The sequence below is a fragment of the Streptomyces sp. NPDC059355 genome, assembly GCF_042752335.1.
Taxonomy (GTDB): Bacteria; Actinomycetota; Actinomycetes; order Streptomycetales; family Streptomycetaceae; genus Streptomyces.
In genome coordinates this window covers 19,082-41,833 of sequence record NZ_JBHYXN010000060.1, presented here as the reverse complement: position 1 = coordinate 41,833, position 22,752 = coordinate 19,082, and the positions used below count along the sequence as shown (strand labels likewise).

Sequence of the window (22,752 nt, the reverse complement as noted above, 5' to 3'; positions counted from 1 at the left end):
CGAGCGGTACCCACCGCGAGCGCGCCGCGCACGGACACACCCGGCAGCCCCCCGCAGCGCGACCTGGCGAAGCCCAAGGGGACGGACACGCACCCCTCCCGGTCGGGGTCACCCACGGCCAACACCCCGATCCCCACACGGGCGGTGACAGCAGCCACGTCCGGAATCGGTACGCCCGTTCAGCGAGCGGCACCCACCGCGAGCGCGCCGCGCACGGACACACCCGGCAGCCCCCCGCAGCGCGACCTGGCGAAGCCCAAGGGGACGGACACGCACCCGTCCCGGTCGGGGTCACCCTCGACCGACACCTCCATCCCCACACCGGCGGCGGCCGCTCCACCACCCGCGACCGGCGCACCCGTCCAGCGAGCGGTACCCGCCGCGAAGACGCCGCCCGCGCGGGCGCCCGGCAGCGTCCCGCAGCGCGACCAGGCGAAGTCCGCGGGGGCTGGCACGAACCCGTCCGACGCCGGGTCACCCACGACCAACACCCCGGTCCCCGCCCGGGCGGTGACAGCAGCCGCTCCCGGATTCGGTACGCCCGTTCAGCGAGCGGTGACCGCGCCCGGAGTGGCATCGTCCGCCCCTGGCGACGGCCGCCGCTCCTCTGCCGTACCCGACGGCACGGCTGCCAGGACTGCCGTCCAGCCCCACACGCACACCCAGCGCAGTGCCCCGGCGGCCGGCCACAGCGCGTCGGGCGACGCGCCGAGGCCGGGCGCCTCGGCGACACCCCGACCGACTCCGCACACCCCGCCGCGGTCGGACGCACCGGCTCCGATGCCCGTTCCGGAGATTGCGACCACCCAGCCCGTTCCCCCGTCTCCAGACTCTTCCGTTCGAACCCCCACGGCCGCAGCGTCGCCGGTCGCCGGTCTCCCTGTTGCCCGGCGCAGTACGGCGACGCCCCCGGTGCAACGCTCCACGACCCCGCCCGTGTCCGTCGTCGACCGCGGCCCCGGGGCCGTACCTCCGTCGACCCCGGGCCCCGCGGAGTCACAGCACGGACCGCTCGCCACCAGCTCCGGACCGCTCCGCCCGCCCGCGCCCGTCGTCCGCCGGGAATCCGCAGCCATGCCCCCGTCGGCCCCCGGCCGTACGGAGTCACAGAGCGGACCCCCCGCCACCAGCCCCGGAGCGCCCCGCCCGCCCGCGGCCGTACCCCCGTCGGCCCCCGGCCGCACGGAGTCACGGCGCGGATCTGTTGCCAAGGGCCCCGGACCGGCACCCCGACCCCGTGCCTCCACCGGCTCAACGCCCGCGGTCCCGGTGCAGCGCAGTGTCACGGCTCCCCGTGCGGGGCTCGGTGCGCCCCTGGCGGCCCCGGCCACTCCCGCCCCCGGAGCCGCGTCATCGCCGTCCCCGTCGCGCCCCACACCCGGTTCCATGTCGTCCCCGGTGCCCTCTGCCCCACCACGCTCCCCGCTGGGGGCGCCGCTCGGCGGCGCGCCCGCCCGGACGGCACCGGGCGCCGGGCGGGAGCACCGCAGTCCCCGTACCGGCGCTTCCGCGCCCGCGCCGGCACCTGCGCGTACGGCCGATGTTCTTCCCGTCCAACGGGCCTTCCCCGTAAGGGGTGTTCCACCGCGCCGGCGCCCCGCGGGCAACGCCGGCGCCACGGCGCGCGTTCCGCTGCCCGTGGCTCCGCTGAGGCCGCCGCCCGCGGCCGCGGCTCCGGCGTTGCCCGCGGGCGCGGCGGCCAGGGCACCGTCCGGGGGGTCTACGCCCGCCGGGCCCACGGTCCAGCGCTTCCCCTCCTTCGGCTCCGGCTCCGGCTCCGGCTCCGGTCGGGCCATCGGCGCGCTCGCCGCCGCCGCGTCGGCCGGCGTGGCCCAGACGCTGGGGCACCTCCGGCCGTCGTCGCAGTCCTCCCCGCCGGCTCCGTCGGCCGAACCGCCGCCACCGTACGAGCCGCCCGGCGGCAGCCCGGCCTCCGGGACGGCGGTCTCCGCCGAGGACCCGCCGCCCGAATACACCGCGATTCCCCCCGGCGCGTTCGATCCGCGCGATCTGACCGACTTCCAGCTGGACGAGCTGGTGCACCGGATCATCGGCCGGGTCACCCGCCTCGTCCGTACCGAACTGCGCATGGACCGCGAACGGATCGGCAGACTCCGCGATCCGCGCGCCTGACGGAACCCCCGTCACCGCGCGCCACCACCGCAGAACGACAGAAAGGCCCACCTCGGATGCCTCGCCAGGACCCCGGGTCCACCATCTGGTTCACCCTCACCATCGACGGCGAGAGCCTCGGCTTCTTCAACGGATGCGAAGGCCTGTCGTCCCAGGTGGAGGTCGAGCACCGCCAGGAAGGCGGTAACAACGGCTTCGTGTGGCACCTGCCCACCCGGGTCACCTTCCCCACCATCCGGCTCACCCGGCCGCTCACCCCGGACACCTCGAAGGTCGCCAAGTGGATCTCGTCGGTCCAGACGGGGATCAAGCGGCCCACCGCCCAGATCGCGGCGCTGCGGGCCGACGGGTCGCTGGTGGCCCGCTGGGGGCTCATCGACGTCCTGCCCGTGAGCTGGCAGGGCCCCATCCTCGATCCCGCGAGCCCCGCCGTGGCCACCGAGGTCCTGGAGATCGCCCACCACGGGTTCACGGACTGACGGCGCGACGGAGCGGAAGGGAGGCACACCCATGGCCACGAGCAGCAGGGGCGCCGGCAAGAGCCTGGTGCGCGCGACGCTGGCGATCCACGAACCGCCGGTCGGGACGAGCACGACGCCCGGGGCGCTGATGCGGACGTTCGGCTTCGAGTTCAATCCGGCGCAGTTGTCCCTGAGCCAGCGCGCTCAGTGGAAGGCAACGCCGACGATGGCCGTGCGCGACGGCTCCAAGCCGGAGTTCATGGGCGCCGAGCCGCGCGAGATGACCTTGGAGATCTTCCTGGACTCGTCGACCGCGCCGACCGCCAACACGGTGCTGAAGAAGGTCGAATCGCTGCTGGACTGCTGCGAGGTGACGGCGAAGAGCATCGCCGCCGACCAGCCGTCGCCGCCGTGGGTGGTGTTCGAGTGGGGGTCGTTCTCCACGGCCCGCTTCGTCGCGTACGTGAGCTCGGTCGAGGCGTCGTACAGCCTCTTCGGCACCACGGGCGTGCCGATCCGTGCCACCTGTCAGGTGCACCTGGTGGAGATCCCGGGGAAGACCAAGGGCCAGAACCCGACGTCCGGCGCGCTCACCGCGCAGCGCGTGCACCGCGTCGTGGCCGGCGACTCGCTCCAGTCGCTGGCGTGGCGAGAGTACGGCACGGCCACCGTCTGGCGGGCGATCGCCGAGATCAACGGCATCGACGACCCGTCCCGGCTGCCGACGGGCACCGAACTGGTGCTTCCCGCACCCGAGGAGGTGTCGCGCTGATGGTGCAGCCCGCGTTCTCCAGCATCATGCAGGTGCGGATCGGTTCCGTGAAACTCCCCGACGACATCGCCCCGCTGCTCGTCGAGGGTTGGGTCGACCAGGGCGTCGGCGTGCCCGCCGCGTTCCGGCTGACCTTCCGCGACCCGTACCGCCTGGTCCTCGGCAAGCTCGGCGTCACCTTCGGCACGAGGGTGGTCCTGACGCCGATCTCCGACGGCCAGGGCGGCGGCAAGCCCGTGCTGACCGGCGAGGTCACCGCCCTGGAGGCCGACTACGACGGCACGGGAAGCTTCACCGTGATCCGTGGCTACGACTTCGGGCACCGGATGATGCGCCGGCGCCGCGTCGCCGCCTACCGCAACCAGAAGGCCTCGGACATCGCCCGCAAGCTCGCCGCCCTGGACGGCGTGCCGATCGGCCGGATCCAGTCGACGAAGGGCGCGTACGGGTTCATCAGCCAGCCCAACGTCACCGACTGGGACTTCCTCTCCCGGCTCGCCGACGAGAACGGCATGGTGATGTCCCTGGACGCCAAGGGGAAGTTCCGGTTCGTCACGCCGACACCGTCGGCCGGCGCGCCGTCCCCGCGGACCGACGGCGACAAGAGCCCGTTCGTGCTCCAGGCCGGCCACGACATCCTCCGGCTGCGGGCGGCGGTCACCGCCGCGGACCAGGTCGGAACGGTCCAATCGCGCGGCTGGAACGTGACCACCAAGAAGAAGATCGTCGAGACAGCCTCGGCCACGACCGACCCTGGCATCTCCATCGGCCTCACCCCGGGCCAGGCGGCCGGGAAGTTCGCGCCCGCGCAGCTCGTCGAGACCGGCGTCCCCTACGACCGGCAGGACGAGGTCCAGCAGGCCGCCAGGGCCCTGGCCGCCGACGTCACCTCGTCGTTCGCCGAGCTGGAGGTCGCTGTGTATGGCAATCCCGAGCTCCGGCCGGGCGTGCCCGTGGCCCTCGGCGACGTGGGCAAGCCCTTCGAGGGCAAGTACACCGTCACTTCCGTGCGGCACGTCTTCGGCGACGGCAAACACTACGAGTCGTGGATCACGGTCAGCGGACGGCAGTGGCGCTCCCTCTACGGGCTGGCCGCGGGCGGGGGCGGCGGGGCGGACGCCGCCGGCGCCACCCGGCTGCCCGGCGTCGCGAACGCCATCGTCACCGACGTGCAGGACCCGCTGAAGCAGGGCCGGGTCAAGCTCCAGTTCCCGTGGCTGGACGACACGTACGTGAGCGACTGGGCCCGCAGCGTGCAGTCCGGCGGGGTGGGCGGCGGCGGCGTGTTCCCGATGGACGTCGGGGACGAGGTGCTGGTCGCCTTCGACCGGGGCGCGCTGGACCACCCGTACGTGATCGGCGGACTCTACAACGGCCGGGACCTGCCGACCCCGATCGACGATGTACCCCTGCACGACGGACTGAAGCGGAAGGCCGCCCGGCACACCCTGTCCGACCGGCAGGGCAACCGCGTCGACCTGCTCAGCCAGCGGACCGGCAGGCGCAAGCAGGGCGTGCGCATCGCCAGCGGTGACGACCGGCTGACCATCAACCTCGACCGCACCGAGACGGAGATCACCGTCGACAGCAAGGGGTCGGTGACCATCACGGGCGGCCGCTCGGTGTCGATCGAAGCCGGGACCGACCTGACGCTCAGCGCCCGGCGCCGGCTCACCATCAAGAGCGGCGGCCTCCTCGACATCCAGGGCCGCGGCATCGTCAACCTGAAGTCGCTCGCGGGCGCCGTCAGCATCGACGCGATGGGCGCGCTCAGCCTCAAGGCCGTGGGCGCCACCATGATCACCTCCGGCGGTACGGTCCAGGTCAACACCATCGCCAACGTCGGCATCCGCGCCATCAAGGTCGACCTCATGGGCCTCCTCTACGTCAACACCATCAAGTACCCCTTCGGATGACCAGAAGACAGGTGGCCCCCTGATGGCCCAACAGTTCGTCGGCTCCGGCTGGGCGTTCCCCCTGCGCATCGGACCCACCGGGGGCATCGCCCTGGTCAGCGGTGAGCGCGAGGTCGAGGAGGCCATCCGGCTCGTCCTGGCCACCGCCCCGGGCGAGCGGCCGATGCGCCCGGAGTTCGGCTGTGCCATCCACGACCTCGTCTTCGCCCCGGTCAACGAGCAGACCGCGGGACGAATCCAGCACGAGGTGTACGTGAGCCTGGACCGCTGGGAACCCCGGATCGAGGTCCACGACGTCGAAGTCTCCACCGGCGCCGACCAGAGCGTCCTGTTCATCGACATCCGGTACTCCATCCGCGGGACGAACAACCCGCGCAGCCTCGTCTTCCCCTTCTACGTCATCCCCTCCCACGACGAGCCGGGCTCGCCGGGCTCCTCGGAAAGCGACCACTGATGTCCCTGCCCTCCCCCAACCTCGACGACCGGCGCTTCCAGCAGTTCGTCGACGACGCCAAGCGCTACATCCGGCAGCGCGCCCCGGAGTGGACCGACCACAACGTCTCCGACCCCGGCGTCACGCTCGTCGAGACGGTCGCGCACATGGCGGACCAGATCGTGTACCGGCTCAACCGCGTCCCGGAGAAGAACCACCTCGCCTTCCTCGACCTGGTGGGCATCACCCTCTTCCCGCCCTCCGCGGCGCGCACGGACGTCACCTTCTGGCTGTCCGCGCCCCAAGAGGACGTGGTTCTGGTCCCGGCCGGTACCGAGGTCGCCACGCTGCGCACCGAGCGGGAGGAGGCCGTCGTCTTCGCCACCGAGCGCGACCTGGCCGTCGTCCCGTGCGCAATGTCCCACGTGGTGGTGCAGCACCGCGGGCAGCCCGTCACGGACCGCACCACGGAACTCGTCGAGGGCAAGGACGTACTGTGCTTCGCCGAGGCCCCGAACCCAGGCGACTGCATGCTCATCGGTCTGACCGCGGCCGCTCCGCACTGCGCGCTCGCCCTGGAGCTCGACAGCCGCGTCGACGGCGTCGGTGTCGATCCGCGCCAGCCGCCCCTGCTGTGGGAGGCGTGGACCGAGGACGGCTGGCAGCCCTGCGAGGTGGACCGGGACGGCACCGGCGGTCTCAATCGCCCCGGCGACGTCGTCCTGCACCTGCCCGGCGGCCATGTGCTCTCACGCAACGGCGGGCGGGAGGCAGGCTGGGTCCGCTGCCGCGTCACCGACCCACTGCCGGGCCAGCCCTTCTACACCGCCTCGCCGAGCATCCGCTCCGTCGATGCGTACACCATCGGTGGCACCACCCGTGCCGTGCATGCCGAGACGGTCCACGACGAGGCCCTCGGCGAAGCCACCGGACTGCCCGGCCAGCGGCTGCGGCTCACCCACGCCCCGGTCGTCGCCGACGACCCGCCGCTGCTCCTGCAGACCGCCGACGACGACGGCTGGCAAGACTGGCAGGTGGTCCCGCACTTCGCCGCGTCCCGGCCCGGCGACCGCCACGTCACCCTGGAAGGCGCCACCGGCGAGATCGCTTTCGGCCCGGCTGTCCGCGAACCGGACGGGACGCTGCGCCAGTACGGGGCGGTCGCCCCCAAGGGCTCCGTGGTCCGCGCGCACCGCTACCGCAGCGGCGGCGGACGCGGCGGCAACGTGGCGCGCGGCGCCGTCCAGGTGCTGCGCACCTCCATCCCGTACGTGGCCGAGGTCGTCAACCGCGAGGCGGCGCACGGTGGTGTCGACGGCGAGACGGTGAAGGAGGCCAAGCTGCGGGCGCCGATCACGCTCCGCGCCCAGGACCGCGCCGTCACCCTGCGCGACTACGAGGAGCTCGCCCGTCGCGCCGCGCCGGAAACCGCGCGCATCGCCTGCCTGGAGGGCGAGGAGGGCGAGCACGGCGCCTACGCGGTCCGCGTCCTCGTCGTCCCCCAGGCCGTCCCCGATCCGGGCGGGCGGCTGCGCTTCGAGCAGCTCGTGCCCGGCGACGACCTGCTGCGCCGGATCACCCGGCACCTCGACGAGCGCCGTCTCATCGGCACCCGGCTGGCCGTCGGCCCGCCGTACTACCAGGGCGTCACGGTCGTCGCCACGGTGCACGCGTTCCGTGGCGTCGACACCGACCGGGTGCGCCGCCAGGCGCACGACGCGCTCTACCGCCACCTCGACCCGCTGACCGGAGGCACGGACGGGCAGGGCTGGCCCTTCGGCAGGCCCGTCCAGACGGGCGAGGTGTTCGCGGTACTGCAGCGGGTCGGCGGGGTGGAACTCGTCGACCAGGTCGTCCTGCACCCCGCCGATCCCCTCACCGGCAAGCGCGGCAACCCGACCGACCGCATCGACCTGGAGCGGCCCTCGCTGGTCTTCTCCTTCGACCATCGCGTCCGGGTGATCGGGGACGACGCATGACAACCACTCCCTACCGGGGCTCCGTCGACGGCTTGGGCTCCTCACTCCCGCTGGGCGCGATGCTCCCCGCCGTCTTCGCCGACGACGACCTGGCACAGCGGTTCGTCGGCGGCCTGGACGAAGTCCTCGCGCCCATCCTCAACGTCCTGGACTGCCTGGACAGCTATTTCGACCCGGCGCTGGCCCCGGGCGACTTCGCACGGTGGCTCGGCACCTGGGTGGGTGCCGAGACCGACGGCAGCGAGCCCGAGCCCAGGTTGCGGGCCGCCGTCGCGGCCGCCGTCGCGCTGCACCGGGTCCGCGGCACCCGGCTTGGCCTCGCGGAGGCGGTACGACTCGCCTTCGGCGTCGCACCCGAAATCGCCGAGAGCGGCGGCGCCGACTGGAACGCCCGCCCGCTCGGCCCCTTACCCGGCGCCCCGCGCCCCCGTCTGCACGTCACCCTCCGGCTGCCCGACCCGACTCCGGCCGACACCCACCGCCTGGACTCCCTCGTCGCCGCCGCCCGCCCCGCCCACATGCCGTACACGGTCGAGGTGACCGCCACCGAAAGGATTCTGAAGACATGACCACGCAGAACTGCCCCGAGTGCGGAACACGCGCAGAACCGGGCCAGTCCTTCTGCGACGCGTGCGGCGCCGTGCTCGGCTGGGACCAGAGCGCCGCCCGCGCCGCGCGGCCCGCCGACTCGTCGTCGCACCTGCACGGACCCGCCGCCGACGGTGCGAGGCCGCCGCACGAGGCTGCACGGCCGGCCCGAACCGCGCCCGACGCCCGCAGGACGGGCGGCTCCGACACCGGTACGCCCGCGCACGCCGGCACGCCTGCGGGCCCGGCTGACGCCGCCCGTCCGGGCGGGGCGGCACCGGGATCCGGCGGTTCGCGGGGACTGACGTCGGTTCAGCAAGGGACGGTCAGCCCGGGGACTCCCGCGAGTCCGGAAGGCCCGGGAACGGCCGGCGGGCCGGGGCGCGCCGAGTCGGGGGGCGCGGGGTCTGCGGGTCCGGCGCGCCGGGACGTCCCGTCGCCGCAGGACAGCGCATCGCCGGAGGGCGCCGCACCGAGCGGGCCCGCGCCGACCGCCTCCGCGCCCGCCGGACACGCGCCCGCCGCACCGGCCCCGCACCCGCTGAGCGACACCATGTCCGACCGGGCCCGATCCCTCCTGGTGCCCGTGGCGGACACGGACGCGCCGAGCCCCTCTCCGGCCGCCGCCGCGCCCGTCCTGCCCGGCCGACCGGACACCGAGCGGCCCGCCGTACGAGCCCCCGGACAACAACCCGGCGTGGACGGCGGCCCGCCGTGCCCGTGGTGCTCGACGCCCAACCGTGCCGACCGCCACTACTGCGTGCGCTGCGCGATGCCGCTGGCCGAAACCGGCGAGGCCACCGCACCCGGACGGGCGCCCTGGTGGCGCCGTCTCTTCGACGGGCGGCACCGCGAGACGCCGTGGGCGGGCGACCGCCCCCGGCTGCGCCGTGTCTTCGACCGCATCGGCACCTGGATCGCCCTCGCCGTCGTCGTCACCCTGGCGATCCTCGGCTTCGTGTACCTGCCCGCCGGTATCCAGGCCACCCTGGACCACTTCGCCAAGCGGGCCCCGGTCGCCCCGGACCGGATCGCGGCCTCCCGCTCGTATCCCGGCCACCAGCCGGAGCTCGTCTTCGACAAGCGCAGCAACACCTGGTGGGGGCCCGGCGTCTCGCAGTCCGGCCAAGGCGAGTGGATCGAGGCCACCTTCAGCGAGCCGACCCGGTTGCTGGACCTGATCATCACCCCGGGCGTCTCCGCGCGGGCCGACAAGACGGGCGAGTCGGCCCTTCCGCATCGCGTCACGGCGACGATCACCGGGAAGGACGGCAAGGTCACCACGCGCCGACTGACCCTGGACCAGGGGGCGGGCGGCCAGCGGCGTCCGTTCCCCGTCGGCGAAGTCACGAAGGTCCGCTTCACCGTCGATTCGTCGCACACGACCTCCGCCGACAAGCAGGTCGCCATCGCGGAGATCGAGTTCTTCGGCCCGTCGAACGCCAACCGCTCCTGACCGCTCACACAGGAGCCCGTGCCGGAGCCCTGAGCATGCCCGCCCCGACCCGAGGCGGGCACAGGGCTACGGCATGCTGAGGCCCGGCTCCGAGGGCGACGCAGAAGGCGCTTCGGTTTCTCCAGCGCTGCTCCCGGGGCTTGCCCGGGTTCCATGTGGCCGTCCACATGGACGGCTTGCACGACGGAAGCCGCCACTGGTGACCAATGTGCAAGCCCGGCCGATAGCTGCGGTATTCCCCTCTTGTCCTCGCCGCTGCTCCGGCCGAGCGCACCGCGCAGCCGTCCGCGTGACCTGGCGTGCTGTGGCGAGGGCTCGGGTGCGTCCGACTGCTACAAACGCCCTTGGGCCGGATTGCGGATGATGCAGGCAAGGGCGATGTGCGGGCGGGGCGGCACTCCTGAACGACGACCGCGCGGTTGCAGAGGCGTGGGTCGGGGTGGCGACCGACGCTTCGCCACCCCTCGACGCGGAACCCGGCCGGTCTACCAGGCCCAAATCGAGATGTACGGCACCCTTCCCAAGCCGGCGTACTCTCCGAAGGTGCCGATCGTCACCGAGACCTTCATGGTCGAGCGGGCCGAGACGGACCCGGTGAACGGCGCCCTGACGCTCTCCTGGAAGGCCGCCGACACCGACGGCTTCCTGCTGCGGCTCATGGTCAACGGCACCGCGCCGGACCCGGACGCCCCGGTCGTCGGCGGATCGTTCGTCGTCAAGCAGCCACCGCCCACCCGAACTCATCGCCGTCGAGTTCGACGACGGCGCGTACCGCGTCGTCGTCCAAGGCGTCGACAAGGCGGGATCCGGACCGCCGTCGGCGCCGCTCCGGATCCGGCTCACGCCGCCGGGTGTCACATCGGTGACGTCGGACGGCGCGACGGTCTCGGTGGACGTGGTGGCGCCGGATTTCGCACCCACTGCGTACGACGCCGTTCTGATCCGCGACGGCGTGCCGGTCCGTCGCGAGACCCTGAGCCCTACCCCGACGCTCGCCGTACCCGAGGCGCTGCCGCGCGGCGCGGCGTACGTGGTGTCGGTCCGCCGACGTGCCGGGCGCTCGGTAGGCCCAGCCGTGACGGCCCCGGTCGTGAAGGCCACGCCGACCGTCGCGTCGGTGGTCTGCGACGAGTGCCTAGTCGTGGCCGCGACGGCCGGCGGGCTACCCGAAGGGGTGCCGATCGAGGCGGTGCTGTACGTCGACGGGGTTCCGGGAACTCCTCAGCAGGTGGGCCCGGACGGCACCGCCGTGTTCCCCGTGCCGGACGGCGAAGTCGCCGTCGCCGTCCGCGGGGTCGACGGGGTGGCGACCGGTCCCTGGTCCGTGCCGCTCGCGGCGCCCACGGAGCCCGCCGACCTCACCCTCGCCCGCGCCGACGGCGGACGGGTCGCCCTGGCCTGGTGCGGGCCGCCGGACGGGACGTTCCGGGTGGCCGCCGGCGACACCGCCCTGCTGGTGCGGGGGCGGGCCGCCGACTTGCCGCTCATCTCAGGCCCGGCCACGGTCCGCGCAACGGCCGACCGCTCCCCGGCGAAAGGGGAGCGGCCGGATGCTATTCGTGGAATCCCCTGGGCGAGGGATAGTCGGCATAGTACATCACGCTGCGCCACGTGATGATTTCCGTGGTGTTATTCGGCATCCACGGCGCGTGTAGATTGCCTCCGGTGTCAAAGCTATGCGCGACTCTTTCCCTGTCCGTACCGTAGCCCGTCGCGATATGGAGGAGAGAGGAGATACTCGTCGGATTCGTCACCGTGAACCTGACCTGCACTCCGGCTTTGCTGCTCGAGACGACTTGGTACTTGATGGTGAAGGACCCCAGGTACAGGTTCGCCTTGTTCGGGTCGTACATCCCCAGGAGTGACGCCGTGTCCAAGATTACCTGGTTGACCAACTCTTTCGCCGTCTTGTCGGATATTCTGTTCGGCGAAAGACTGCCGCTGTTCTTCCCTTTGAGGATCCAGAGCCGCATGGCCTCCGCCTGCGCCTGATGAGCGGTGCTCGTCATACTCGCGAGTTCGGCGATCTCGCTGTCGTCGCCGAAGGTTTGCTCCTTACCCGCCCGGCCCGTGACCCAGTCCGTCATGAAGCTTTCGAACGAGGGGCCCCGGCCCGTGTAGTTCGCCGCCTCAGGATTGCAGTCGAGGAGAATCGGATCGGCCGCACAGCGCCGGGCCAGATCTGCCGCGAGGCTGGCAGCGGTGAAATACTCCGGGTGATTCTTCTTGGCGTTCCGGATGTTGCAGCTTCTGCATTTTCCCGAACGTATGTCCCCGGAGGCCGTGAAGCTGTCGGCAGTCTTGCTGCTCTCCTCCGAGTAGAGAGTTTCGTCGGAGCAGGATTTCTGGTCGCACGAAAAACGGCTGGACAGCCCCGTGGGATCGGAATTGAGGACGGGGTTGCTTTCCCCGTATGCGTAGCCGCCGAGCGTCTGCGGTTTATCGGCCTCGAACAGCGGGTCAACGCTGATGAACCGCCCGGTGGCGGGGTCGTATTCACGTGCGCCGAGGTGAGTCAGGCCCGTGGAGGCGTCATTCACTCCCCCGACGAAACCCTTGTCGCCGATCCAGCTGGTGGGAGCGGTGCCCCGGGGGCCGCCGAAGACAGTGGTCTTGCGTCGGACGACGGCATGCGTGTCCGCATCGACCTGGGTGCTTACGGTGCCCTGCGGATCGGCGACCAGGAACGTGATCTTGCCCCCGGTGCGCATGGCGACGGTCTTGCCCCCGAACTCGTAGTGGCGCGTGCCGATCGCGGTGGTGCCGTCGGGCTTCAGCAGGACTTCGCTGCCTCCGGGGAGGTAGAGCGTGGTGCCGGTGGAGTCCTTCCGGGTGAGGCGCTGTCCGTCGGCGTCGTAGGTGTACCCGGTCACGTCGCCGCCCTGGGTGACGCTCGCGAGGCGGCCTTCGGCGTTCCACACCAGCGTCTGGTCGCGGTGCGCTCCGTCGGTGGTCTTGCGGGTCGTCATGTTGCCGGCCGGGTCGTACGTGTACGTGTCCACATCGGTGCCGGAGACGCTGACCGACGTCAGGGTGTGCTTGCCCGCGGGTGGAGCGGTGTAGGTGCGGCTGAGATCGTTCGCCGGCCCGGCCGCCGTGGTGTGCTGGGTCTCGGTCTTCCTGTTGCCGACAGGGTCGTAGGTGTACGACGTCCAGTAGGTGTCGGGGCCGCCGACCGTGTTCGCGGCGCCGCTGGTGGGCGTGGCCTTGCACCCGTCGGTCGCGGTCCAGGCCTCGGTGATCCGGCGCAGGGGGTCGGTCGCGAAGCACTGGGTGTCCGTCGTGCGGGTCGCGTCCTGGCCAGTGGAGGTGGAGATGGCGGTGATGTTGCCCGCGGGGTCGTACACGTAGTGGTCGTCCTCCACCCGCTTGGGCGCCACCTCCCGGTCGGTGATCTTGTCGGTGAGGGCGCCGGTGTGGTCGTCGTAGGCGTACGTGGATGTCAGCTTTGCCTCGAAGGTCCCGTACTCCTCGATGCTGCTCCGCCCGTAGTGGTCGGGGGTGACGCTGGCGACCAGGGAGTCAGTGCCCGCCGCGAGCCCGACGGGCATGGTGGATTTGTACTTGTACTTGGGTGTGACGTCCTCCTCGGGCAGTCCGGGGAGGGCGGGTTGGGTCGAAGACTTGACCTGGCCGGTGTGGAAGTAGGCCGTGCTCCACTTGTAGGTCCCTGCCAACGGCTGCCCGGCGGGAATGGTGAGCTCGGTGGTGGCGGGCTTGTAGAGCGAGCTGTACGACTTGACCGTGCTGACGGAGGTGACCTGGCCGTTGTCGTAGCGGGTGGAGGTGGCGGGCTGTCCGGCGCCGCCGGTGGCAGTGTCGAACGTCCACTCCGTGAGTTTGCGGGCCGCGTGCTCGCTGGTGGCGGCTTCGGTCACGGCGGTGCGGCGGCCCAGAACGTCGTAGTCGCTGTGCAGGGTGATGCCTCGCGCGTCCGTGGTGTCCGTGACCCGGTCGCCCGTGTCGTAGGTGACGGTCGCAGTTCCCTTGTCGGGGTCGCTGACCTGGATCTGACGACCCCGGGTGTCGTAGGTGTACTGCCACACCGCATTGGACGGGTCTTTGACCTGGGTCCTTTCACCGCGTAGTTGAAGGTGTAGGTCGTGGACTGCGAAGCGGTGTGGGCCGTGTTCGTGTACTCCTTCAGCTCGGTGGTGCGCCCCAGCGCGTCGGTGACCGTGGTGGTGGCCTTTCCTCCCGCCGGCGGAACGATGGTGGTCGTGTCGCCGGTGTAGCTGGTGCTGGTGCGTTTGGTCTCGGTGCCGAACCGGAGCGCGATATTCGCGGTGGGGCGGCCCGCCCCGTCGAAGACCGTCTCGGTGGAAGAGGGATACCGCAGGTCGGTTGCGGTCACCAGGACGCCTTCCGCCGCTCCGTCGGCGTAGTACGTGCCCGAGTTACGCCATTGCAAGCCACGCGAGTCGTAGAACGCCTCGGTGACCAGCCGCCCGGCGTCGTCCGGTGAGGCGGCTTGTGTCTGACGCGCCCGGAGCAGCCCGTCGAGCAGGGAGTAGGACGTCTGGTAGTCGCCGGAGAGGTTCAGCGCGCTGGTGGTGACGACGATGGGGCCGTCCCTGCGCACCAGGTAGGCGAACTTGTAGCTGGGCAGCGACGGGTAGGCCGTGGCCGACCGTGCGGGTGACCAGATCTGGGTGATCCGGCCGAGCGGGTCGAAGGCGGTGGTGGTGACACGGGAGTTGGCGTCGGTGACGGTGACGGGCTGGCCGCGCAGCGGTTCCAGAACCGTTCGTATCGTGTGGCCCAGTGGGTTGGTCACCACGGACTGCGTGGCGATCTCCCCGGCGACCGGGGTGTACCCGGTCGTGGAGGTCTTCCCGTAGGCGTCAGTGGCCGCGAGGGCCCGCCCGTAGGGGTCGTAGCACGGCTGGTTTTTGCCGGCCCCGCAGATGCTGGTGGTGGGCACGCTGGTGATGGTGTCGTATCCGTCGCCCTGGATGTTGACCCTCTCGATGCGGGTGACGTCGCCCTTGGAGGGTGCTGCGCCGAAGGCTCCGCCGTCGTAGGAGGTACGGGTGTCGCTGACGACGTCCTTGGGCCGGGAGACGGCCGCTCCGCACGGGACCGCCACGACCTCGACCCGGGAGACCTTCGCCAGCAGCCAGCTGCCAGGGTTGCGGGCGTAGCTGGTGGTGGTGCACTTCTCGTCACCGGACTTGGCGGTGTCGCCCGTCTCGGAGACGGATGTGACCAGGCCGTATCCGTCGAACTCGCGGTGCACCGAGGTATTGCGCGTTCCGGTGGAGACGGTGGTGCGGGACTGCTCGTCGGAGGTCCCGGTCACATATGCCGTCAGGTCGGAGAGACCGTGGCGGGCACGGCTGGCGGTCATCGCGGAGCGCCAGGGAGTGAAGGACGTGGCGGAGAGCAGTCTGCCGGTGTCGTCACCGTTGTAGGTGGCCGTCTCGCGGGGCATCCCGGCGAACTGTTCTCGGTCGGTGACCGTGACTCCGGCGGAGTTCTCCACTTCCGCGCCGTCGATACCCCGGAAGTATCTGCTCTCGGAGAGCGTTCTGGGGTCGCTGCCGGTGCCGGTGCGGGTCTGAACCCGTCCGTAGCCGCGGGACACCGAGTAGGTGCGGTCGTCCGCTTTGGTGAATTCGTCCGCGGACTTCACCCAGGTGGCGCCGTCGGGATAGGCATAGGAGGTGACGGTGTTGGGGCTGTCGGCGAGGTTGTCGTCCTCGACCACCTGTGTGACGACGTAGGAGTTGAACCAGTCCTGGTGTGCCGTCGTTCCTTCGAACGCCCACTTGACGGGGTAGCAGCGGGAGGTGTTCGATCCGTCGGCCGGTGGCAGGCTGGCGGCGGTACAGCCGGGGTCGGAGTAGGTGACGCCGATGCCGCCGCCGGTCTCCGAGATGATCTGCGACATCCGCAGCCGGATGAACGGGGCCAGACCGTCGCCGAGTTTGTCGACCCGGTTGGCCATCGGCTCGCCGGCAAACGTCACCGGCGGCAGCGCGGCCGTTCCGCCCGCCAGGCCGGTGCGCGTGACGGAGCTGAGCCACATCGGGGTGGAGATGCCGTCGCCGGAGGGCGGAAAGTCCTGGGCCAGAGCCCACGCATCCACGTCCTTGTACGCACCGCCGGTCAGCACCTTCGTGGTGATCGAGGTCAGCCGCTTGCGGGACCAGAAGGTGGGCGAGATCTGGTTCGCGCACTCCGTGTTGTCCTTGCACGACTGGTCGGCCGGGGTGTCCGGCCAGTTCTTGGCATGCGCCGCGTCGAAGGTGCCGCAGTCTTGCAGGCACCGTTCGGAGACGTCGAACTTCACCTGCCCCATCGCCTTGCCCGTGTACACGCTGTTGGAACGCAGGCCGTAGTCGATGTGGTCCAGTGTGCCGCCGCGTATGTACGGCGTGGCGGTGCCCTTGCCGGTGGTCGCGGAGACGTTGCGGGCGTAGTTGTTGGACTCGGTGTTCCAGTAGTACGCCATCGCGTTGTCGTGTGGGTCCACGACGTAGTCGAGCTGCCAGCGCCATGCCTGCTGGCACCAGGCAGAGGCGAAGGAGGCGTTGTAGCAGGGCTCTGCGGGGTGGTTTCCGTACACCGGAACCGTCCAGGTGGAGTTCGTCACCGGGGTGGTGGTGTCCTTCCAGCCCGGAAGCCGGTTCAGGCCGAAGAAGTACTGGGTGCCGTCGGTCGTGGTGACCTTCCAGTGCTCCCCGTTGTCGTCACCGTTGGCAGCACCGGTCAGCTGCTCGATCTTCTCGCCGGAGTCCGTGGCCGGATGCCAGCCCTTGCTCGCGTCGTGCACCAGTTCGGTGCTCTTGCCGCCCAGGGACAGCGTCGCATTGTCGTTGTACCAGCACTGGTCACCGACCTTGGCGGTGTTGGTGGCGCCGGTCATGTCGTCGTTGCACGGCTTGTACCGGCGTTCGATGAATCCGGGCTCGTAGGACCAGCCGTCACCCAGCCATCCCGGCTGATTGTTGGAGGCTGCCGTACGGCCGTCGACGCTTTGTGAGGAATAGCCCATGGCCACCGATGGGCGCAGCCCTCCGGGGACGGCTGGTACTCCGACGGGGTAAGACCAGTTGAAGGATCCGGAGGAACCGCCCGCGGTCCACGCCCCGGACGACTGCAGCGAGGTCGCCTTGTAGTCGCCCGAGCTGCTCGAGGTGCCCGCCGTGGCGGCCAGGACCGTCGCGCCGGCCGCGACCGTACCGCGCTGGGCGGGGGATGCGGTGCGCGGGGCGGCGTCGACCATCGCGGAAAGCGTGCCGGACGTGGTGTCGTTCGACGTCACCAGGGGCTGCCACAACCGGCATTCGGGCTTCGCCGGGGTGGTCAGCGCGCAGGCGGGCAGCTGCACCAGGCGCAGCCGGGAGGCCCAGTCCCCACCGTAGGCGCCCCGGAAGGAGGTGTAGTCGACGCGCACGGACACCGGTGCCGGTGTGGTGGCGTCGTCGGCGCGGGCTATCGACAGCAGCACGCCGTCCACTCCGGCCTTCTGCGCCGTCGCATGGTCGGTGACCGTCACTTTGGCCTTCGACAGCCCAGCGCCTGAAGGCCCCGGGCCGGCGGCGGAGGCGGCCAGACTCACCGGCAGGGATCCGGCCCGCCGGAGCGGGCCGGTCTCCGTGCTCCTCCTGGCTCCGTCCACGGCGGCGGACGGCAGAGTGACGTCGGCACTTCCCGCGGCCGGCCAGGTCACCTTCGGCGCGCCCCGCCACGGGTGCGCCGCCACGTAGTCCTCGTGCTTCGTGCCGCCGACGGCCACCGGCTTCACCGGCACCGCTCGTGGCTGCTTCACCTCTGGACGATGCGGGCCCGCTCCCGGGGCCGCTGCCGAGGAGGGAACCGGCGCCCCCACCAATGCGGCCGCGGTCACGGCGACCGCTAATCCGCGCAGGCGTAACAGTCTCATATTCAGCCCTTCATTGAGTTCGAGAATGACCGGCGCACAATAGCAGGGCACCAGATCGAAACTTTGAATGAGGCTCACATATTCCATTTATGTCGATTTGCGAATTCAACGCTCCGTCGACGCGAGGCGGAATATGCCACTCACACCCCCTCTTTCACCTGCGACACCCCCCTTACTTGTAAGCGGAATCCAACGTCCCTTTAGATTCACATATAGAGTCGCCGTGAATTCTCCCTGCTCGAGGAGGAGCACAAAGTGCACTTTTCTGTTTGCAGTAGACGACCAAGGCTGCGGCGGCCGGCCCGGGCCACGGCTCTGGTGGCCGCCGCAGGTATCGCCATATCGGCCCTGGTGGCACCGGCGACCGCAGCAGCGCACACCCCCCGGCTCACCCCGCCGATCGCCGACGATCCGGTGGATGACGGGTCGGTCAGCGAGGAGGACAAAGCGCTGGCGTCGGCGGCTTCCACGGGGCGGCCCGCCGAGGTGGTGTCGGCGCGGACTGAGTCCTCGGACGAGTGGGCCAACCCGGACGGCACGTTCTCCGTCAAGCGCTACGGAGCGCCGGTACGGATGTGGCGCGAAGGCGCCTGGGTGGCCACTGACCCCACACTGGTCTTAACCTCCGACGGACGCGTGGTGCCCAAGGCCGCGACCGTGGCGGTCACATTCTCCGGCGGCGGCACCGGGCCGCTCCTGTCCGGCGTCAAGGACGGTCGCACGCTGGCCCTGACCTGGCCGACCCCTCTCCCCCAACCAGCCCTGGCCGAGAACGTCGCCACCTACGCCGAGGTACTGCCGGGGGTGGACCTGCAACTCAAGGCTGAGATCGAGGGCTTCTCCCAGCTGCTGGTCGTCAAGACCGCCGCCGCGGCCCAGAACCCACGGCTCGCCACGCTGCAATACGCGATGGACACCGTCGGCCTGGCTGTGTCGACCGATACCGAGACCGGCAGCCTCACGGCCACCGATCCCGCGGGCCAGACCGTCTTCTCCTCCCCCACCCCGCTGATGTGGGACTCCACCACAGCCACCAGCGATACTCCCCAGGCACCTACGGCCAAGAAGGCATCGCCGTCGGTCAAGGCGGCGGACGCCGCTGCCCAGGGCGACGCCTTCGAGCCCGCCCCCGGGGCCAAGAACGCCCAGATGCCGACCACGGTGTCCGGCGACACGCTGTCCATCACCCCGGACCAGACACTGCTGACCGGATCCGGCACCCAGTACCCGGTGTTCATCGACCCGTCCTGGGCCTGGGGCCAGCGCGAGAACTGGACACGGGTCTACAAGAAATACCCCGACTCCTCTTTCTGGAACAGCAAGGAGGTCGCCCGCGTCGGCTACGAGAACGAAACCGGCGGCCTGTCCCGCTCCTTCTTCCAGCTCGACACCGACAACATCAAGGGTGCCGGCGTCATCTCGTCCACGTTCCGCATCAAGAACGTGTGGTCCTGGTCCTGCCAGAACCGGCCCGTCGAGCTGTGGCAGACCGGCCCCATCAGCGCCAAGACCACCTGGAACAAACAGCCCGACAAGCTCACCAAACTGGCGACCGTCGACGACGCCAAGGGCTGGAACAGCAGCAGCTGCCCCGGCGGCAATCTCGAGTTCGACGCCACCGCCAAGGTCAGGGACGCCGCTGCCAAGAACTGGCCCAGCATCACCCTCGGCCTCTACGCCGGCAACGAAGGTGACACCTACGGCTGGAAGAAGTTCGACGCCAAAACCGCTGTCCTGGAGACCAAGTACAACCATCCGCCCAAGACTCCCTCGGGTCTGGGCACCAACCCCAAGACCGGCTGCGCCACCGGCGGGCTGATAGGCAACACCACCATCAGCCTGCACGCCACCGTCGACGACCCCGACGCCGGAAACCTCACCGCTCAGTTCCAGCTCTTCAAGGCCGGCACCAGCGCCCCGGTCATCGACCAGTCGATCCCCGCGCTCAAGGGCCGCATCGCCACATTGGTGATCCCCGACGCCAAGACACCCGCCGGGGACTACACCTGGAAGGTCGTGGCGAAGGACAACCAAGGCGAATCCTCGCCGTGGAGCGCCACCTGCAAATTCTCCGTCGACCGCACCCGCCCAGCCAGCCCGCCGAAGATCAACTCGACGGTTTTCCCCAACGGTGACAACGGCTGGCCCGGCGGCACCGGCAAGGCACGCACCAAAGCCGACTTCACCCTCGCCGCCGGCGGCGTCGCCGACGTCGTCTCATACGGCTGGTACACGGATGACGACCCCGAGGTGAAGTACACCGGCGTCACCGCCGGAGCCACCGCCACGGTCCAGATCACGCCGCCCGGATACGGCCCGCACTTCGCCTACGCCTTCAGCCTCGACAAGGCCGGCAACCGCTCGGACACCGCCACCTACGTCTACTACGCCGCCCGTTCCGCCACCCGCGACACACCCGGCGACCTCAACGGCGACGGCAACAACGACATCTGGAACATCGACTCCAACGGCACCCTACTCACCTACGCGGGCCAGGGGAACAAACAGTTCTCCGCAGCCTCCAACGGCGGCCAGGCCTTCGACAACGCCCAGGTCACCTCCCGCGGCGACTGGGGCCAGGACGGATACAACGACCTCGTCACCCTCGAAGGCCCCACCGACAGCCGCACGCTGTGGTCCTACCCCAACAACGGCACCGGCATCGCCACCGTCGACTACAAAGAGGGCAAGCAGCAACTCACCGTCGCCTGCCCCCAAGTCGTCGATCCCACTGACGAGAATCCCGACGGCTGCGCCACCGGCAACGACCACTGGCACAACGCCGATCAGATCATCGCCCCCGGTGACATCAACGGCGACGACCAGCCCGATCTGCTGGTCAAACAGGGCAAGTTCCTGTGGGCCTACTACGGTGACCGCGCCTCCAAGTCCCTCGACAAGTCCGGCGCACCCGTCCTGGTCGGCGGCAACGAATGGGACAAGTACACCGTCATAGCCCCCGGTGATCTCAATGGCGACGGCTACGCCGACCTGTGGCTGCGTGACAACAGGTCCGGCGACGTCTTCCGCACTTATGGCAAGGAAGGCGAGAGGAAAGGCGTCCTCAACCCCGCCACCTGGGGCACTTCGGACCGCATCAAGGTCGGCTACGGCGTCAGCGCTGCCGACTACCCCGCCGTCGGCTCCGTGGGCGACGTCACCGGGGACGGCGTCCCGGACCTGTGGGCCCGGCGGAGCAACAACACCATGATCGGCTGGCCCGGCGCCAAGACGGGCACCGACTTCACCGGCTTCACCACCGACTTTCCCATCGACGGCGTCACCGGCGGATCGCGCATCCCGGCCGGCACCACCCTCACTCCCGGGACCTCCTTCACCTCCCGCTCCGCCAAGCTGACCCTGCAGGCCGACGGCAACCTCGTCATCACCTCCAACGCCGGCAAGACCCTCTGGTCGGCGGGCACCACGGGCACCGGCGCCAAAGCCGTCATGCAGAACGACGGCAACCTCGTGGTCTACAAGGCCGACGGCACGACCTCCGCATGGGCATCGGCGACCCACCAGCCCGGCTCCTACGCCCTGCTCCAGGACCGCGGAAACCTGATCGTCTACAACGTCAAGGGCCAGTCCCTGTGGTCCAGCGGCACCGCCGTCCGCCACGACTACAACGGCGACGGACGCAGCGACATGGCCGCCCTGTACAGCCACCCCGACGGCAGCTACGAGCAGTACTCCTTCAAAGCCAACTCCGACGGCACCTTCCCCGCCCCCTACAAGGGCTATGCCGCGCCGCCCGGCAGCGCCTACGCGGCCAACATGAAGTACGCCACCGGCGACTACAACGGCGACGGCCTCGCTGACACCGCCATGCTCTACGGCTACGACAATGGCAGCGTCCGCCTGTTCACCGCCCTCGGCAAACCGGACGGCGGCTTCGCCAACCCCTTCGCCTCCTGGTCCCGGCCCCCCGGCAACTGGGGCTTCGGCCAGATGTACCTGCAGTCCGGCGACTTCAACGGCGACGGACGCGACGACCTCGCGGTTTGGTACGACTACGGGGACGGCCACGACACCCTGTTCACCTTCACGGCCAACGTCCAGGGCGGCTTCAACGAACCCTTCGCCTCCTGGACCCGGCCCGCCGGCAACTGGGAGGTGAAGCAGGCCAAGTTCACCACCGGTGACTACAACGGCGACGGGCGCGACGACCTCGCGGTCTTCTACGGATACGGCGACATGACCACCATCAAGATCCACACGTTCCTGACGTCGCCCACCGGCGGATTCGACACGGTGCTCACGTCCTGGACCAGTAGTGTCTGGGGCTCGTGGAACCAGGCCCACGTCCAGTCCGGGGACTTCGACGGCGACGGACGCGACGACCTCGTCGCCTGGTACGACTACTCCAACGGCACCGACAGCCTCAACACCTTCCTCAGCAAGCCCGACGGCACGTTCAACGCCCCGTACTCCGCCTGGACCGCACCCGCCACCGGCTACTGGTACGCCAGCATGCCCCAGCTGGTCGCCGGCGACTACAACGGCGACGGACGCGACGACATCGGCGTCATGTACGGCTACGGCACCAACTACTCCCGGATGTTCACCTGGACCGCCAAGAACACAGCGAACACCGCTGACAACGGCCACTTCAACGACTCCGTAGCCAGCTGGTCATCCGCCACCAACACCTGGCTCAACAAGGACGTCCACTTCTACAACACCCATAGTTAGAGCCTGTGTTATGTCGTGATCAGGATTGGGTTCCGTCCTGTTCGAGGGGCGGAATCCGGGGAATGTGGTCGTGACACGCAGGGAACTCGCCCATGGGAAGTTCATCGGGCCGTACCTGCCGATCGGTAGGTACGGCCCGTACCCGGAGCGGGTGCGGGAGCAGTTCGAGGGTGCGATCCGGCGGTTCCGGTCCAGTGGCCAGTGCCCAGTGCCCAGTGGCGGGAGATGCCTGCCGAGTTCGGCCCCTGGGCCACCGTCTACGGACGCTTCCGCATCTGGCGAGACGCTTGGTGTCTTCACCGCCCTGCTGGAAGGCCCCATCGCGGAGGGGGCCCAGGTAGGCAGAACGGACTTGCCGCTGGCCTGCGTGGCGGACGGAGCGCGCGCGGAGCACCAGCGGCCGGACGGGCCTGTGTCGCCAAGGTGGC

13 protein-coding genes and 1 pseudogene are annotated in these 22,752 nt (G+C 70.3%); 11 read left to right on the top strand and 3 right to left on the bottom strand.

Annotation, left to right across the window (positions count from 1 at the left end; translation table 11 throughout):
• Positions 1-179 precede the first annotated feature (179 nt).
• Complete coding sequence (locus ACFXGI_RS35420; RefSeq protein WP_384716068.1) at positions 180-455, bottom strand: hypothetical protein; 276 nt, start codon at positions 453-455, stop codon at positions 180-182.
• 1,183 nt (positions 456-1,638) lie between these two features.
• On the opposite strand from ACFXGI_RS35420, the gene ACFXGI_RS35415 reads away from it, so the two are divergent.
• From ACFXGI_RS35415 to ACFXGI_RS35380, 8 genes are read left to right on the top strand one after another with little or no spacing between them, the layout of a single operon-like run.
• Positions 1,639-2,133 carry a hypothetical protein gene (locus ACFXGI_RS35415; RefSeq protein WP_384716065.1) on the top strand — a complete coding sequence of 165 codons (495 nt, stop codon included), beginning with the start codon at positions 1,639-1,641 and terminating at the stop codon, positions 2,131-2,133.
• Between the two features lie 56 nt (positions 2,134-2,189).
• Positions 2,190-2,612 (top strand): phage tail protein, encoded by a 423-nt coding sequence (locus tag ACFXGI_RS35410; RefSeq protein WP_384716062.1) that lies wholly within the window; start codon positions 2,190-2,192, stop codon positions 2,610-2,612.
• 31 nt (positions 2,613-2,643) lie between these two features.
• Complete coding sequence (locus tag ACFXGI_RS35405) at positions 2,644-3,366, top strand: LysM peptidoglycan-binding domain-containing protein (protein WP_384716059.1); 723 nt, start codon at positions 2,644-2,646, stop codon at positions 3,364-3,366.
• Positions 3,366-5,282 carry a VgrG-related protein gene (locus ACFXGI_RS35400; protein WP_384716056.1) on the top strand — a complete coding sequence of 639 codons (1,917 nt, stop codon included), beginning with the start codon at positions 3,366-3,368 and terminating at the stop codon, positions 5,280-5,282. Before ACFXGI_RS35405 ends, ACFXGI_RS35400 begins: the two co-directional genes overlap by 1 nt.
• Before the next feature lie 22 nt (positions 5,283-5,304).
• Positions 5,305-5,736 (top strand): GPW/gp25 family protein, encoded by a 432-nt coding sequence (locus ACFXGI_RS35395; protein ID WP_384716053.1) that lies wholly within the window; start codon positions 5,305-5,307, stop codon positions 5,734-5,736.
• Entirely contained in the window at positions 5,736-7,694 is a 1,959-nt protein-coding gene (locus ACFXGI_RS35390) for a putative baseplate assembly protein (protein ID WP_384716051.1), read from the top strand. Before ACFXGI_RS35395 ends, ACFXGI_RS35390 begins: the two co-directional genes overlap by 1 nt.
• Positions 7,691-8,263, top strand: coding sequence for a phage tail protein (locus ACFXGI_RS35385; protein WP_384716048.1), 573 nt, complete (start codon positions 7,691-7,693; stop codon positions 8,261-8,263). Before ACFXGI_RS35390 ends, ACFXGI_RS35385 begins: the two co-directional genes overlap by 4 nt.
• Positions 8,260-9,738 carry an NADase-type glycan-binding domain-containing protein gene (locus ACFXGI_RS35380; RefSeq protein ID WP_384716045.1) on the top strand — a complete coding sequence of 493 codons (1,479 nt, stop codon included), beginning with the start codon at positions 8,260-8,262 and terminating at the stop codon, positions 9,736-9,738. The genes ACFXGI_RS35385 and ACFXGI_RS35380 overlap by 4 nt, the downstream gene beginning before the upstream one ends.
• A 485-nt stretch (positions 9,739-10,223) precedes the next feature.
• Here ACFXGI_RS35380 and ACFXGI_RS35375 read toward each other — a convergent pair whose 3' ends face one another.
• Positions 10,224-10,397, bottom strand: a complete 174-nt coding sequence (locus ACFXGI_RS35375; RefSeq protein ID WP_384716042.1) for a hypothetical protein — start codon at positions 10,395-10,397, stop codon at positions 10,224-10,226.
• Between the two features lie 203 nt (positions 10,398-10,600).
• On the opposite strand from ACFXGI_RS35375, the gene ACFXGI_RS35370 reads away from it, so the two are divergent.
• The gene (locus tag ACFXGI_RS35370) at positions 10,601-11,353 is read left to right on the top strand and encodes a hypothetical protein (protein WP_384716039.1); all 753 of its coding nucleotides are present in this window, start codon (positions 10,601-10,603) and stop codon (positions 11,351-11,353) included.
• On the opposite strand, the gene ACFXGI_RS35365 is transcribed toward ACFXGI_RS35370, so the two are convergent.
• Positions 11,292-13,784: an RHS repeat domain-containing protein gene (locus tag ACFXGI_RS35365; RefSeq protein WP_384716036.1), complete on the bottom strand. Its 2,493-nt coding sequence runs from the start codon at positions 13,782-13,784 to the stop codon at positions 11,292-11,294. The genes ACFXGI_RS35370 and ACFXGI_RS35365 overlap by 62 nt on opposite strands.
• Positions 13,785-17,947: 4,163 nt before the next feature.
• Here ACFXGI_RS35365 and ACFXGI_RS35360 point away from each other — a divergent pair.
• On the top strand, positions 17,948-22,324 hold the full coding sequence (locus ACFXGI_RS35360) for an FG-GAP-like repeat-containing protein (RefSeq protein ID WP_384716033.1): 4,377 nt from the start codon (positions 17,948-17,950) through the stop codon (positions 22,322-22,324).
• Between the two features lie 70 nt (positions 22,325-22,394).
• Positions 22,395-22,694 (top strand): annotated as a pseudogene (locus ACFXGI_RS35355) (transposase); the annotation flags it as partial.
• Between the last annotated feature and the right edge of the window lie 58 nt (positions 22,695-22,752).